This is a genomic window from Azospirillum sp. TSH64 (assembly GCF_003116035.1).
Lineage (GTDB): Bacteria > Pseudomonadota > Alphaproteobacteria > Azospirillales > Azospirillaceae > Azospirillum.
The window spans coordinates 662922-678152 of sequence record NZ_LGQW01000015.1 but is presented as its reverse complement, the minus strand read 5'-3'; the positions used below and the strand labels follow the sequence as shown (position 1 = coordinate 678152).

The 15231-nt window shown below is 67.6% G+C and carries 10 protein-coding genes; 5 read left to right on the top strand and 5 right to left on the bottom strand.

From position 1 onward, the window contains the following. Positions 1-425: 425 nt before the first annotated feature. Positions 426-2117 carry a GGDEF domain-containing protein gene (locus TSH64_RS04500; protein ID WP_109095741.1) on the top strand — a complete coding sequence of 564 codons (1692 nt, stop codon included), beginning with the start codon at positions 426-428 and terminating at the stop codon, positions 2115-2117. 14 nt (positions 2118-2131) lie between these two features. On the opposite strand, the gene TSH64_RS04495 is transcribed toward TSH64_RS04500, so the two are convergent. The 3 genes from TSH64_RS04495 to TSH64_RS04485 form a co-directional block, all read right to left on the bottom strand. Next, positions 2132-3202 carry a putative zinc-binding peptidase gene (locus TSH64_RS04495; protein WP_109095740.1) on the bottom strand — a complete coding sequence of 357 codons (1071 nt, stop codon included), beginning with the start codon at positions 3200-3202 and terminating at the stop codon, positions 2132-2134. Between the two features lie 67 nt (positions 3203-3269). Continuing rightward, positions 3270-5636: a glycogen debranching protein GlgX gene (gene glgX, locus TSH64_RS04490; RefSeq protein ID WP_109095739.1), complete on the bottom strand. Its 2367-nt coding sequence runs from the start codon at positions 5634-5636 to the stop codon at positions 3270-3272. A 108-nt stretch (positions 5637-5744) separates the two neighbouring features. Beyond that, positions 5745-6716, bottom strand: a complete 972-nt coding sequence (locus TSH64_RS04485) for a LysR substrate-binding domain-containing protein (RefSeq protein WP_109095738.1) — start codon at positions 6714-6716, stop codon at positions 5745-5747. Positions 6717-6837: 121 nt separating this feature from the next. On the opposite strand from TSH64_RS04485, the gene TSH64_RS04480 reads away from it, so the two are divergent. After that, complete coding sequence (locus tag TSH64_RS04480) at positions 6838-8289, top strand: catalase (protein ID WP_109095737.1); 1452 nt, start codon at positions 6838-6840, stop codon at positions 8287-8289. A gap of 198 nt (positions 8290-8487) precedes the next feature. On the opposite strand, the gene TSH64_RS04475 is transcribed toward TSH64_RS04480, so the two are convergent. Beyond that, positions 8488-10455, bottom strand: a complete 1968-nt coding sequence (locus tag TSH64_RS04475) for a cache domain-containing protein (protein ID WP_109095736.1) — start codon at positions 10453-10455, stop codon at positions 8488-8490. Positions 10456-10948: 493 nt separating this feature from the next. Here TSH64_RS04475 and TSH64_RS04470 point away from each other — a divergent pair, with 493 nt between their 5' ends. Further along, positions 10949-11341, top strand: a complete 393-nt coding sequence (locus TSH64_RS04470) for a hypothetical protein (protein WP_247872751.1) — start codon at positions 10949-10951, stop codon at positions 11339-11341. Positions 11342-11573: 232 nt separating this feature from the next. Then, positions 11574-12641, top strand: coding sequence for a lytic transglycosylase domain-containing protein (locus TSH64_RS04465; RefSeq protein ID WP_109095734.1), 1068 nt, complete (start codon positions 11574-11576; stop codon positions 12639-12641). Positions 12642-12672: 31 nt separating this feature from the next. Here the strand turns inward: TSH64_RS04465 and TSH64_RS04460 are convergent, their stop codons facing one another. Next, positions 12673-13698: a hypothetical protein gene (locus TSH64_RS04460; RefSeq protein ID WP_199237456.1), complete on the bottom strand. Its 1026-nt coding sequence runs from the start codon at positions 13696-13698 to the stop codon at positions 12673-12675. Positions 13699-13897: 199 nt separating this feature from the next. On the opposite strand from TSH64_RS04460, the gene TSH64_RS04455 reads away from it, so the two are divergent. Next, complete coding sequence (locus TSH64_RS04455) at positions 13898-15226, top strand: GH1 family beta-glucosidase (protein ID WP_109095732.1); 1329 nt, start codon at positions 13898-13900, stop codon at positions 15224-15226. Positions 15227-15231: the final 5 nt, after the last annotated feature.

Here is a 15231-nt window from a genome sequence, read left to right as displayed (position 1 = left end):
TTGGGCCACCATGATAGCGCAACCAACCCTTCGGGGAATCCCTCCATTGACGGGGCGGCGTGGTTTGGAGGAAGATTCTTGCGGCGCAAACGAAAAATCCAGCCTCATCGGGCTGGATTTTCGGCGACGCAGCATTATTTGTTGTTTCTATCGCCTTTCAGGCGTTTCCTCCCTAAACTCGGGCCGCGGCTGTATTGCTAGCGGCCTTTTCCTTTTTACGCAATATGCTGAAAGTCAGCTTTGCGAACTTTTTTGATCGCCATGCGCTCGAAACGGGTCCGCAGCGCGACCGGATACGCCCGCAGATTGCACAGCAAAGTCATGGTTCCGCTTGACCCTTTATAAAGGGCTGGGATGATAGAGCGTCGCTACAGACCGTTCCTCATCCGGCCTGGGCCGAGATCGCCCGAAAGGATCATGCCACGATGACGGCCATTGGACAGCCGAGCGCCAGCGCTGCCGGAGAGAGCAGCAGACCGGCCCGCAAGCCGGGACGCGCCATCGGCCTGCGAACGACCGTTGCGGTCACCGTGGCCGTCCTGCTGCTCGGCTCGACGCTGGTGAAGGGGCTGGTGGTCGGCAACGGTGCGGCGGATGCGCTGGCGAAGGAGGTCGGCAACTCGATGACCGGGCTGGCGCAGTCGCTGGCCCGGCAGCTCGATTCGACCATGTGGGCGCGCGCCAACCAGATCGCCGCGCTGTCGCGCATCGACGCGCTGAAGGACCCGGCGGTGGCGCAATCGACCATCGACGAGCTGAAGCGCCGCGACCCGACCATCGCCTGGATCGGCATGACCGATGTGAACGGACGGGTGGTCGCCGCGTCCAACGGGTTGCTGATGGGGGCCGACATTTCCACCCGGCCGGTCCACCAGGAAGGCATGAAGGGTCTCTATGTCGGCGACGTGCACGAGGCGGTGGCTCTGCGCGGCAAGGTGCCTTACCTGGAAGGCGAGACGCCGAAATTCGTCGATGTGTCCGCCCCGCTTCAGAAGGCGGACGGCAGCACCGTGGGCGTGCTGGCGACCCATTACAGCTGGGAGTGGGCGCATGCCCTGATCCGTCAGCTGGTCGAGCCGCTCGCCGACCATAAGGGGCTGACGCTCTACATCCTGTCGGCCGACGGAACCGTGCTGATCGGGCCCGATTCGGCCGTCGGCAAGCCCCTACCGGTGGCGACGCTGACCTCCAGGCAGCGCGACGGCTGGCGCAGCGAGGTCTGGCCCGACGGCATCACCTATGTGACCGGCGTCGCCCATGGTAGGGGGCTGCACGATTACGCCGGGCTGGGCTGGACCGTCGTCGCCAGCCAGCCGGCCGACATCGTCAATGCCGAGACCGACCGCCTGCGGGCGATGATCATCGGGTCGGGCGCGCTGCTGGCCCTGCTGTTCAGCGGGATCGGCTGGATCGCCGCCGGCCGCATCGCCCGGCCGCTGGGTGCCATCGCCGATGCCGCCGAGCAGATCGGCAAGGGCGAGCGCGGCGTCGCCATCCCCGATGTCGGCGGTGCGGCGGAGATCCGCCGGCTTTCGGCGGCGCTGCGCGACATGATCGACAGCCTGACCAACAAGGATGCCGCGCTGATGCGGCTGGAGGACATCGCCTACGAGGACCGGCTGACGGCTCTGCCGAACCGGCGCTATTTCGAGCAGTATGTCGAGGCCTCCACCGGCACCGGCGGCGGTTCGGCGACGGTGATGTACATCGATCTCGACGGTTTCAAGCCGGTGAACGACCGGCTGGGCCACGATGCCGGCGATGTCGTGCTGCGCCAGATCGGCGGCCGGCTGGCCAGCATCTTCCGCGACGACGACGTGGTCGCCCGGCTGGGCGGCGACGAGTTCGCCGCCGTGCTTCCCCGCCGCGCCGGCCGGCCGGCCCCGGACACCACGGAGCTGGCCGCCCGGATCATCGCCGCCGTCAACGAGCCGGTGTCGTTCAACGGCGAGCGGATCAGGGTCGGCTGCTCCATCGGCATCGCCTCGTGGCCGGAGGACGACCGCGACATGGCGACGGTGATGCGCCACGCCGACGCCGCGCTTTACAAGGCGAAGCGCGACGGGCGCAACCGCGCGGTGCGCTGGCTTCGGTCGGTGATGGGGGCGCAGGGTTAGGGAGCCGGCGTCCGTTACAGCCCCCGCACCATCCCGTTCATGAAGCCCAGCTTCTCGATCACCGCGGGCGACAGGATGAAGGGATAGAGGTCCGGCTGGCCCATGCTGCGGTTCAGGCTGTTCACCGCATAGGTCAGCGGCAGCCAGGGTTCGATCAGATCCTCGATCCGCCGGGCCCGGTGCGGGTTGAAGTCGACCTCCGCCTCCAGTTCGGCCCCTTCGGTGATGCGCGGCCGGATCTTCAGGCCGAAGGCGCGGGCGGTCTCCAGCGTGTCGACGATGTGCAGGTAGTGCGCCCAGGTCTCGGCAAAATCCTCCCACGGGTGGGCGGTGGCATAGGTGCTGACGAAGTTGGCCTGCCAGTCGGCCGGCGCGCCGTTGGCGTAATGGCGCTTCAGCGCCTCGCCGTAATCCTCCCGCTCGTCGCCGAACAGGGCGCGGAACCGCTCCAGCAGCGCCGGGTCGTCGCGCACCAGACGGTCCCAGATGTAATGGCCGATCTCGTGCCGGAAATGGCCGAGCAGAGTGCGGTAGGGCTCGCCCATGTCGGTGCGGCGCTTCTCGCGCTCGGCGTCGTCGGCCTCGGCGACATTGATGGTGATCAGGCCGTTGGCATGGCCGGTCAGCACCGGCGTCACCGTGCCGTCGGGGGCCACCGTGTCGGACAGGAAGTCGAAGGCCAGCCCCTCTTCCGGATTCTCGATCCGGGTCTGCAAGGGCAGCTTCAGGTTGGTCAGGGTGTAGAACAGGTGGTGCTTGGCCAGTTCCAGCTTGCGCCAGCGCGTCAGGTTGTCGGTGTCGGACAGGTCGGGGATGATGTGATTGTGCCGGCAGGCGGCGCAGTGGGTGTCGGCCGAATCGGCCGGCAGCATCCAGTTGCAGGCGTCCAGTTCGGCGTTTGCACAGAATTTGTAGAGCGGTTCGCTGGTGGCGAGCGCACTCCACACCCCGTCATGGTCGGTGGGGTCGATGGCCGACAGGGTTCCGACATCCGGCAGATAGCCGAGCCGGTAGCCGCAGCGCTCGCACAGCGTGTTCTCGAAATAGAGAGGCTGGTGGCAGTTCTGGCATTCGTAGAGTTTCATGGCGGGCTGTCCGGGGTCCGGGAGGCCCCCTCTCCCTTGCAAGGAGAGGGGGAAACAAGGCGATGGGTCAGGTGGATGTCTTCGCGGGGGCTTCGCCCGTCGCCGGTGCGGGCTCCGCAGCCGCTTCGGCCTCGGCCGGTTCCTTCGTCTCCGCAGGCTCCACGGCCTCCGACGGCTTCGCCGTCTCAATGGTCTCCGACGGCTTCGCCGTCTCCGCGCTCTCCTCGCCGAAGGACAGGGTCGGGCTTTCGGCGACGTTGCGCAGGGCACGGGCGGCGCGGCGGAGCGCGAAGGAGGTCTTGCCGTCCGGCTCCAGCGCCAGCAGCAGCAGCGAGCGGCCGGTCACCATATAGCCCTCGCCGGTGTTGACGCGCGGCACCTCGTCCGGGTCGGGCAGGTTGGTGTCGAGCAGGCAACGCCAGACGCTGCCACCGGTCACCTCCGGCAGGGTGAACTCCACCACGTCATGGTGGGAGTTGATGACCAGCAGCAGGGTGGCGTCCATCGCCGGGCGCTTGATGCCGCTGGCTTGGCCGCGGCCGTCCAGCAGCATGCCGAGGCAGCGGGCGTTGCCGTCGTGCCAATGGCTCTCGTCCATCTCGTCGCCGGCGGGGGTCAGCCAGGTGACGTCCTTGACGTCGAACTCGGCATTGTATTCGCCCGACAGGAAACGGCCGCGGCGCAGCATGGGGAAGGACTGGCGGATCGCGATGACGCGGCGGACGAACTCGATCAGCGACTGGCCGTCCTCGTCGATGTCGTCCCAGTTCAGCCAGGCCGTTTCGTTGTCCTGGCAGTAGGCGTTGTTGTTGCCGTGCTGGGTGTTGCCGAACTCGTCGCCGGCCAGCAGCATCGGCGAACCCTGCGACAGCAGCAGCGTCGCCAGCAGGTTGCGCTTCTGCCGTTCGCGGAGCGACCTGATCTCCGGATCGTCGGTCGGCCCTTCCGCCCCATGGTTCCAGGACAGATTGTGGGAGTGGCCGTCGTTGTTGTCCTCGCCGTTCGCCTCGTTGTGCTTGTCGTTGTAGGAGACGAGGTCGTTCAGCGTGTAGCCGTCATGGGCGGTGATGAAGTTCACGCTGGCCCAGGGCTTGCGCCCACGCTTGTTGAAGACGTCGCCCGAACCGCAGAGCCGCGGCGCCACCTCCGGCAGCTTGCCCTCGTCGCCCTTCCAGAAGGCGCGGACGGTGTCGCGGAACTTGTCGTTCCACTCCGCCCAGCCCGGCGGGAAGTTGCCGACCTGATAGCCGCCGGGACCGCAGTCCCACGGTTCGGCGATCAGCTTGACGCTGTTGAGGATCGGGTCCTGCAAACAGCTGTCGAGGAAGCCGCCGCCCTCGTCGAAGCCGTACGGTTCGCGGCCGAGGATCGTGGCGAGGTCGAAGCGGAAACCGTCGACATGCATCTCCGTCGCCCAGTAGCGGAGGCTGTCGGTCACCATCTGCAACACCCGCGGGTGGCTGAGATTGACGGTGTTCCCGGTCCCCGTCTCGTTGATGTAGTAGCGCTTCTGGTCCGGGAGCAGGCGGTAGTAGGAGGCGTTGTCGATGCCCTTGAAGGACAGGGTGGGCCCGCGCTCGTTGCCCTCGGCCGTGTGGTTGTAGACGACGTCGAGGATCACCTCCAGCCCGGCATTGTGGAGATGGGCGACCATCTCCTTGAATTCCTTGATCGTGTTGCCCGACGCGGCATAGCGCGGCTCCGGCGCGAAGAAGCCGATGGAGTTGTAGCCCCAGTAGTTGGCGAGATTCTTGTCGACCAGATGCTGGTCCTGGACGAAGGCATGGACCGGCAGCAGCTCAACCGAGGTGACGCCGAGCGACTTGATGTAGTCGACGACCTCCTTCACCGCCATGCCGCCATAGGTGCCGCGCAGGCTGTCGGGCACCGCCGGATGCAGCTTGGTGAAGCCCTTCACATGGGTTTCGTAGAAGATGGTGCGGTCCCAGGCGGTGCCGGGCTTCAGGTCGCGGCCCCAGGTGAAGGCGGGGTCGATCACCTTGCACTTGGGCATGAAGGGCGCGCTGTCGCGCTCGTCGAAGGTCAGGTCGTCGCCCGATTCCATCACATAGCCGAAATGGGCCGGGTTCCAGCGGATCTCGCCGACCAGCTCCTTGGCATAGGGGTCCAGCAGCAGCTTGTTCGCATTGAAGCGGTGGCCGTTCTCCGGCTCGTAGGGGCCATGCACGCGGTAGCCGTAAAGCAGGCCGGGGCGGGCGTCGGGCAGATAGCCGTGCCAGATCTCGTTGGTGAATTCGGGAAGCTCGATGCGCTCAAGCTCCTCCTCGCCGCTTTCATCGAACAGACACAGTTCGACCTTGGTCGCGTTCGCGGAAAACAAGGCGAAGTTGACGCCAAGCCCGTCCCATGTCGCGCCCAGAGGAAAGGGCAATCCTTCACCGAGCCGCGTTGCCTGTTTCAGGATATTTGCCATGATCGCCCGTTTCTCCGCCTGGATCGAAAGTCATTCCCGCGTCACTGGACAGTGAGAGGCGCGGGCCGAGCCTTCAACCCAGCCGATGGGCGCTTGTTCCTTCCGGCCTCAGTCATCTCTTCGGGATAGAACGGATTCCGTGCCCGGCGGCAGAGTGCGGCGCAGCAGGGCCGCCAAATCGCGCAGGCCGCGGTCGCGCGGATCGCTGCTGCGCCAGACCAGACCGATGTCGCGGCCGGGCGGCCGCCCGCCTGCGGATGCCCCGTCGAAGGGGCGGTAGTCGACCAGCCCGCCGACGGTCGCGGTCCGGCCCTCCTCCCCCCTGGTCGCCAGCAACGGCATCAGCGTGCAGCCCGCCCCGGCCGCCACCATGTGGCGCAGGGTTTCCAGCCCGGTCGCATGCACGCCGCCGCCCCGCGCGCTGAGGCCGCAGGCGGCCAGCGCCTGATCGCGCAGGCAATGCCCCTCCTCCAGCAGCAGCAGCTCCGCCGGATCGAGATCGCCCAGCGACAGGTGGGGAGCGCCGCACAGGCGATGGCCGGCGGGGTGGGCGAGCAGGAAAGGCTCGAAGAACAGCGCTTCGGCGGCCAGCCCGTCGCCGTCCACCGGCAGGGCCAGCAGCACGGCGTCGAGCCGGCCGTCGCGCACCTCCTCCAGCAGAGTTTCGGTGCGGCCCTCCGACAGAATCAGCGTCAGGTCGGGCCATGCGTCGCGCAGTTGCGGCAGGATATGCGGGAACAGATAGGGGCCGAGCGTGTGGATCGCCGCCAGCCGCAGCCGGCCGGTCAGCGCCCCGTCCGACCCGTCGGCCAGCGCCAGCAGGCGCCGCGCCTCCTCCAGCACGACGCGGGCCTGGGCGACGATGGCCTCGCCGCGCGGGGTCAGCAGGACCTTGCGGCTGGTCCGCTCGAACAGGGAGAGGCCGAGCAGTTCCTCCAGCTTGCGGATCTGGGCGCTCAGCGACGGCTGGCTGACGGCGCAGCGTTCGGCGGCCCGGCCGAAATGGCGCAGCTCGGCGACGGCGACCACATATTCCAGGTCACGCAGGGACAGGCCGGAGAGATTGCCGGAGACATTCATAGACGATGCCTATTGGTGCATTTCCTTCTATGTCTTGGATATATCGTTCAAGACGCCGGATAACCAGGGGCGAGACAATGATGCCGCTTCAGGCAACACCGCCCCAACGAGGATGACCCGGATGAGCACCCTGACCACCAGCTTCGGCCAGTCCGTTCCCGACAACCAGAATTCGCTGAGCGCCGGGCCGCGCGGTCCGCTGCTGCTCCAGGACTTCCACCTGATCGAGAAGCTGGCCCACTTCAACCGCGAACGCATTCCGGAGCGCGTGGTGCATGCCAAGGGCGCCGGCGCCTACGGCACCTTCCGCGTCACCCGCGACGTGACGGCGTGGACCAAGGCCGCCTTCCTGTCGGGCGTGGGCAAGGAGACGGGCGTCTTCCTGCGCTTCTCCACCGTCGGCGGCGAGAAGGGCTCCGCCGATGCCGCCCGCGACCCGCGCGGCTTCGCGGTGAAGTTCTATACGGAAGAGGGCAATTACGATCTGGTCGGCAACAACACGCCGGTCTTCTTCCTGCGCGATCCGCTGAAGTTCCCGGACTTCATCCACACCCAGAAGCGCAACCCGGCCACCAACCTGAAGGACCCCATCGCGATGTGGGACTTCTTCTCGCTGTCGCCGGAGACGATGCACCAGCTGACCATCCTGTTCAGCGACCGCGGCACCCCGCGCGGCTATCGCCACATGGACGGCTTCGGCAGCCACACCTTCTCGTGGATCAATGCGGCCAACGATCGCTTCTGGGTCAAGTACCACTTCAAGACCCGCCAGGGCATCCAGAACCTGACCGCCGGGCAGGCGGAGACCATGAGCGGCATCGACCCCGACCACGCCACCCGCGACCTGTACGCCGCCATCGAGGACGGCGACTTCCCGGCCTGGACCGTGTCGGTGCAGATCATGCCGGAGGTCGAGGCCGACGCCTACCGCATCAACCCGTTCGATCTGACCAAGGTGTGGCCGCATGCCGACTACCCGCTGGTCGAGATCGGCGAGCTGGTGCTGAACCGCAACCCGGAGAATTTCTTCGCCGAGACCGAGCAGTCGGCCTTCAGCCCGGCCAGCGTGGTGCCCGGCATCTCCTTCAGCCCGGACAAGATGCTGCAGGGCCGGCTGTTCGCCTATGCGGACGCCCACCGCTACCGGCTGGGCGGCAACTATGCCACTATCCCGGTGAACAAGCCGCAGGGCTGCCCGGTCCACAACTACCAGCGCGACGGCGCCATGCGCACCGACGGCAACGGCGGCGGCCGGCCGAACTACGAGCCGAACAGCTTCGGCGGTCCGACCCAGACCGGCGTGGCGAGCGAGCCGCCGCTGCGCATCAGCGGCGACGCCGCCCACTACGACCACCGCGAGGGCAACGACGACTATGCCCAGGCAGGAGCCCTGTTCCGCCTGATCGGCGGGCAAGCGCAGGACCGTCTGATGGACAACATCGCCGGCAGCCTGCGCAACGCCCCGCTGAACATCCAGCAGCGCCAGCTGAACCATTTCCTGGCCGCCGACCCCGCTTATGGCGAGGGCGTGGCCAAGCGGCTGGGCCTGACCGTGGCGCAGTCCGCCGAATAACCCGATTGTGAGGTGAGTTTCCCGGCCCTTTCGCTGCGTCGCGCAAGGGCCGGCTTCGAGATGCCGCGCCTGCCCCCGCGGGCGCCGGCATGATTGCCGGCATCCTGCCGCGAATTTCCCCCGATTGACTTGCAGCCCTCTTCCCGGCGACCGGGAGGGGGCTTTTTCTGTGAAGACCGCCCGCCGACCGGCTGTGCGCTATGCCGCCCGGACATTGTCGAGGAAGCCCTTGACCTCGGCCGCCAGGACCTCCGCCTGATGCGACAGTTCCTGGGCTGCACCGAGGACCTGTGCCGCCGCCGCCCCGGTTTCGTTGGCAGCCTCGCGAACGCTGACGATGTGCGAGGACACCTCCTGCGTTCCGATGGCCGCCTGCTGGACATTGCGCGAGATTTCCTGCGTGGCGGTGCCTTGTTCCTCAACCGCCGCAGCGATCGCCGAGGCGATCTCACTGATCTCGCCGATCACCCCGCCGATCCCCTTGATGGCGTCGACGGCGCCATCCGAATCCTGCTGCATCTGGGAAATCTGCTGCCTGATCTCCTCCGTCGCCCGCGCGGTCTGGGTGGCGAGCGCCTTGACTTCGGAAGCCACCACGGCGAAGCCCTTCCCGGCTTCACCGGCCCTTGCCGCCTCGATGGTCGCGTTCAAGGCTAGGAGATTGGTCTGGCTCGCGATATCCTGGATCAGATCCACGACCTGCCCGATCCGCTTCGCGCTGTCGGCCAGCTTGCGCACGGCTTCGTCGGTCTGTCTCGCATCGGTCACGGCATTGCCCGCCACGCTTTGCGATTGCGACGCCTGGCTGCCGATTTCGGTGATGGAGGCGGCAAGCTCCTCGGTCGCCGCCGCGACCGTCTGGACGTTGGCGGACGTCTGCTCAGAGGCCGCGGCCACCGCGGCGGATTGCCGGTTCGTCTGCTCCGCGGTGGACGACATCGACCCTGCGGACGCCTCCATTTCCGTCGCCGCCGAGGATACGGCCCCGACCAGACGGCCGACCCTCTCCTCGAAACGGTCGGCAAGGTCGAGCATCGCCGCCCGCCGGTCCTCCTGCGCCCGCTGCTTCAGAATCTCCTGCTCGGCCCGCAGCGCCTCGGTCTCGATCATGCCGCGGCGGAAAACCTCGAGCGCGTCCGCCATGGCGCCGATCTCGTCGCGGCGCCCGATCCCGGAAACGCGGATATCGGTGTTCCCCCTGGCGAGGTCGCCCATCGACTCGGTCATCCCCTGAATGGGACGCGCAATACCCCGGTTCACCAGCCAGGCAACGCCGAGCGCCACCGCGAGCACCGCCAATCCGATCAGGATCGCCGAGGTCCGCGCTTCCGCAATTTCCGTGTCGAACGCGCTCCGGTCCATCGCAATGGTGTAGAAGCCGATGGCGGTTCCGCGATAGTCGCGGACGGGAGCGAGCCGGACGGCATAATTGGCGCCGCCGAGCTGGTAGGTTTGCACCTCCGATTCCCGGATCAGCGCGTCCTTCATCCGGTCCTGGCCGAGGGCGAGCGCCTCGCGGAAGGTCGAGGCGAATGTTTCGAAGCCTCCGTCCTTCACGGTATGGAACGCGACCTCGGCACCGGTCTCCTTGTGGAACGCCTCGAAAAACGGCTTGCCGAAGGAAAGGCCGACCTCGAAGGAACCGATCTGGGTACCCTGGCTGACCATCGGCACGACGCCGCGGATGCCAAGGCCTTCCACGCCGTTCTCCAGCCCGAAGACCGGCTTGTGGGTCCTGTTCACCTCGACCACGGTGAAGCGGAACGAGGACAGGTCATCGCCGAATTTCTCCGGTCGATGAACCCGCAGGAACGATACCGATGCCGGTGTGTGGAACTGCATCTGGGTGATGCCGTGCTGTTCCTTGAGATCCTTGAACCCCTGCACGAGCATGCCCGCAAGACGGTTGCGGTCCTGAGCGGCGAACGCAGCCTGGATTTCCCCGTTCCCCGCCAGCGCCTGGGCAAGGGTCAGGGCACGCCGGGCCTCGCTCGCGACATTTGCATCCAGGAATTCCTGCAACGTCTTCAGTTGATTGTCGGCGGCATGTTCGACGAGCAGGCGGCTGAGCCACAAGTTGCTGAGGGTGGTCGCACCGACCGCCAGCACGACGCTTCCCGCCAGAGCCACCGCCAAACGGGCACCGATCTTCATTCCGCGGAACATGGTCGCTCTCCTGGGTGTACCGCAGGATCGGGTAGAGCTGCCCTGGCCTTCGCCCGGCCATACCGTCTCTGCATACCATAATAGTATGCTACGGCCGGGAATGATGAAGAAAGCCCTAACTGTATTTGGGGAGTGACCACAGCTTCACAGGAACGTTCGGTCCTGCTCCGGCAACATCTTGATCGGAGGCAGTATTAGTGGCGCATCATGTGCACAGATCTTCAGCACTTGTGCCCAAAGCGACGCCGGAAACCATGCCCCTATCCCGAGTTCCTCTGGCGGACCACCCGACGTCTTGCCTCTCCCGGGAAAGCCAAATGCCCTGCCCTCCCCCACCCAAACGGTGTGGCCCCCGCTTGGGGGCAGACAAAGCGGCGGTCGGCGTCCTAAAGTCCGCCTTCGGCGCGACAGCTTCGATGACGGAATGGGACGGGACCGCGACACCGACAGACCCAATGGGGAGCAATCCGGCGGGGAACGATCCACCAGCGCCTTGACCGGCAAGGGGCTGGACACCCTGCTGGCGGCGGCGGAGACGCTGCCGCATGCGCCGGAGGATGCGTGGCGGCTCGACCTGCTGCGGGTGGCGCTGCGCATCGCCCGCTCCACCGAGGACATCGCCGACCTGGAACGCGCCAACCTCGCCTTCAAGGCGCTGCCGCGCCGGCTGCGCAACCCGCTGGTCGACCGCGCCGCCATGCTGGCCCGGCGCGAGGCGGAGCGCGCCCAGATGACCGAGGAGCCGGAGGACGCGCCGAAGCCCGGCGGGCTGCTGGGCGGGCTGTTCGGACGCGGCGGCGGCCGGCCGAGCCGGAAGACCGCCAAGGAGCGGCTGATGCGCGAACTCGCCACCCGCCGCGATCCGGACGACGATCGCGAAAGCTGAGGGCCGCGAGAGTTGATGGCCTGAAAATCCGGCGATGGAAATCCCGCCATAGGCCGCACCGGACGGCAGATGCCCGGACGGCCGCTTGCGCGTCCGAAGGACTGGAATGCCCCTCCCCCTCCGCGCTCTCCGGCCGCGTCGAAGGTCACAGCTGGGACGGTTTACGGCGGGCCGGGAATGTGCAAATGTCCTTACCTCCAAATCGGGCTTATCCAAAAGATTGAACTGAACGATGACCGGGGGTTCCGTGCGTCGCCTGAAGCCGTTGCTGACCTGTGCCGCCCTGACCGCGCTGCTGAGCGCCTGCGCCAGCGGGGGCGGCTCGCATCGCGTTGCCTCTCCGGAGGAAGTCGACGCCCATGTCGCGGAAGCCTCCAAGCGGTTCGACATGCCGGAGCTGTGGATCCGCGAGGTGATCCGCCAGGAGAGCGGCGGGCGCACCACCGTCAACGGCAAACCCATCGTCAGCAAGGCCGGCGCCATGGGCCTGATGCAGGTGATGCCCGCGACCTATGACGAGATGCGGCGCAAGCACAATCTGGGCTCCGACCCCTTCGATCCGCATGACAACATCATCGCCGGCACCGCTTACCTGCGCGAGATGTACAATCTGTTCGGCGCACCGGGCTTCCTCGGCGCCTACAATTGCGGTCCCGGCTGCTACGGCGACTATCTGGCCGGCAAGCGCACCTTGCCGGGCGAGACCAAGCGCTACATCGCGTCGGTCGGGCCGCGGCTGAACCGCACCCCGGCCCCCAACGGCGCCGACATCGTGCTGGTCAGCGCGCCGCCGGTCACCTCGTCCGATTCGCCGCCGGATTACGGCTCGCCCTACGCCCGGCCGTCCTCCTCCTATTCGGCGCCCGTCAATCCGGCGCCATCCTACACGCCGCCCGCCAGCAGCCGGCCGGCAGCCAGCCGCCCGCCGATCGCGGTGGCGGCCCTGCCCGCTCCGGCACCGGCAGTCCGCGTGGTGGCACCCGACACCTCCACCCCCGATGCTCCGGCACCGCGGCCGGTGGCGACGATGGCGGGAGCGGCAACCGCCGGCGGTGGGGTGTGGACGGTGCAGCTCGGCGCCTTCCGCTCGCCCGACGACAGCCAGCGCGTGATCGACCGCGCCCGCAGCTCGGTGCCGGCGCTGTCGCGCTCGCAGCGGATCGTGCAGGCGGTGGACACCCAGACCGGGCCGCTCTACCGCGCCCGCCTGTCCGGCCTGTCGCAGCAGGACGCGGCCAACGCCTGCAACGGGCTGGTCAACCAGGGCATGGCCTGCTTCGTGGTGGCGCCGGGGGCCTGACCGGCCCCCGCCCCCTCGGCCCTGTTGCCGCTCAGCCTTCGCTGACGCGGCGGCAGCGCCGCTTGATCAAGGCCAGCGCCTCGTCCGCCCGGTCGCCGCTCAGGTCGAACGACCGTTCGTCCAGCAGCACGCCGTCGGAGTTGTAGGCGCGCAGTTGCAGGCCGTCCGGCCCCTCGCTCACCGTCACGTCGAGGACGCCGTCGCCGGTCTCGTTGCCGGCGATGTCGAGGAAGTCGTTGACCTCGTCGAAGTTGGCATCCACATCGTCCGGCCAGACGCCTTCGGCGGTGAAGTCCAGCAGGTCGTTCAGACCGCCGACCGGCTCGCAGCGCTTGACCCGCGGGTCGGCGGCGCCGACCGCCTCGGCGAAGGCGGCCATCGACTGACGGATGCGCTCCTGCTCGATGGGATCGATCTCCATCTCCTGGCCCTCGCCGGTGAAGCCGAGGTTGAGCGGGTCGGGCATCGCCTCGCCCTCCTGCTCGGCATCCTCCTCGATCACCAGGCCGACCACGCCGACGAGGCGGACGCCAGCGTCATCGGGAGATGCCACCAGATCCTGTTCGCGCACGAAGGCTTCCGCCGCCTCCGTCGAATCGATCAGGCGGCGCAGCAGGGTGCGGCGGTCGGCGGCCTCAAGGTAGGAGAGCGGTTCCGGGTCGAGCCACAGCGGCAGCAGGCGCATGTCGGACGCCTTCTCCAGCAGCCCGGCCGAATCCAGCGCGCGTTCGATGGTGTCGACCGACGGCGGCTCGTCCAGCCGGCCATCGACCTCCAGCGCCAGCCAGAACAGGGTCGACAGGGTCGGGTCGCCCTGCTCGTCGGTGCTCTGCGCCGTTTCCGAGAAGGCCTCGACCTCGTCCATGAAGTCGTAGCTCTCCTCCTCGCGCAGCTTGCCCACCGCGGCCTCGATCACGCCCTGGCGGTTGCCGTCCAGAACCTCGTCCAGCAGCGCGCCGAAGCGCTCGTCGTTGTTGCGCCACAGCCGGACCAGCCGGTCGGCCGGCGTCCCGCTGAACTGGCCGCCCTTGCCGTTGACTCCGTCCTTTTTCGCCATGATGCGCCCGTTCCTTTCTGAATTCACTCGTCCGGTCGGCGAGACCATAGGAGCGCCGCGCCGTCCTGTCGACCGCGATATGGTGACGGAATACCCGGCGGAGGGTGGTGCCCCCGACATCGCCCCAGCGACGATTGGCCCCTTCCCCGCCGACGGGAAAGGGGTAGGATTCCGGCACTCTCCATTCGGGTGATCCGCCATGGCCGAACGTCCGGTTTTTCCCAAAGATTTCCTGTGGGGCGCCTCCACCTCCGCCTACCAGATCGAAGGCGGGGCCGAGGCCGACGGGCGGGCACCCAGCATCTGGGACAGTTTCTGCAAGCTGAAGGGCCGGGTCGACAACGGCGACAGCGGCGATGTCGCCTGCGACCATTACCACCGGATGCCGCAGGACGTCGATCTGATGGCGGAGCTGGGCTTGCAGGCCTACCGTTTCTCCGTCTCCTGGCCGCGGGTGCTGCCGCGCGGGCGCGGGGCGCCGAACGGCAAGGGGCTGGAGTTCTACGACCGGCTGATCGACCGGCTGCTGGACAGGGGCATCGAGCCCTGGCTCTGCCTCTACCACTGGGATCTGCCGCAGGCCTTGCAGGACATGGGCGGCTGGGCCAGCCGCGACAGCATCGGCTGGTTCGAGGATTATGCGGCGCTCTGCGCCCGGCGCTACGGCGACCGGGTCAAGCGCTGGGCCACCTTCAACGAGTTCTCGGTCTTCACCCTGTTCGGCTGGGCCTTCGGCTGGGGGGCGCCCAGCATCGCCGACCGCGCCACCCATCTGAAGGTGATCCACCACGTCAACCTCGCCCATGGCGCCGGGGTGGACGTGCTGCGGACGCTGGTGCCGGATGCCTCCATCGGCGCGGTGCACAGCGTCCAGCCGATGCGGCCAGAGACCGACCGGCCGGAGGATGTCGAGGCGGCGGCCCTGTTCGACGAGCATTGGAACCGCGCCTTCCCCGACGCGCAGCTGCTGGCCCATTACCCACGCCGCATCGCCGACGCCATCGAACCGTACGTGCAGCCCGGCGACATGGCGCGCATCGCCCGGCCGGTGGACTGGTTCGGGCTGAACCACTATGCACCGGTTTACGGCCGGCGGGACGACAGCCTGATCTGGGGCTTCGGCTTCGGCTCGCCGCCGACGGGAATGAAGCGGACGGCCATCGACTGGCCCTTTGACCCCGGCTGTTTCCGCGACACGCTGCTCGACCTGACGCGGCGCTACCGGCTGCCGATCTATGTGACGGAGAACGGCTACGGCACCAAGGCGGCGGAGACGCCCGACGCCGAGGGCCGCGTGGTCGATACCGAGCGGCTGTCCTACCTCCAGGCCTACATCGCGGCGATGGCGGAGGCGAAGCGGCGGGGCGCCGATGTGCAGGGATATTTCGTCTGGTCGCTGCTGGACAATTTCGAATGGGGCGGCGGCTACGGCACGCGGTTCGGCATCGTCCGGGTCGATTTCGAAACCCAGGCGCGGATCCCGAAGGAATCCGCGCGCTGGTACTCGGACCTGATCCGGGGGGCGTGACCGCC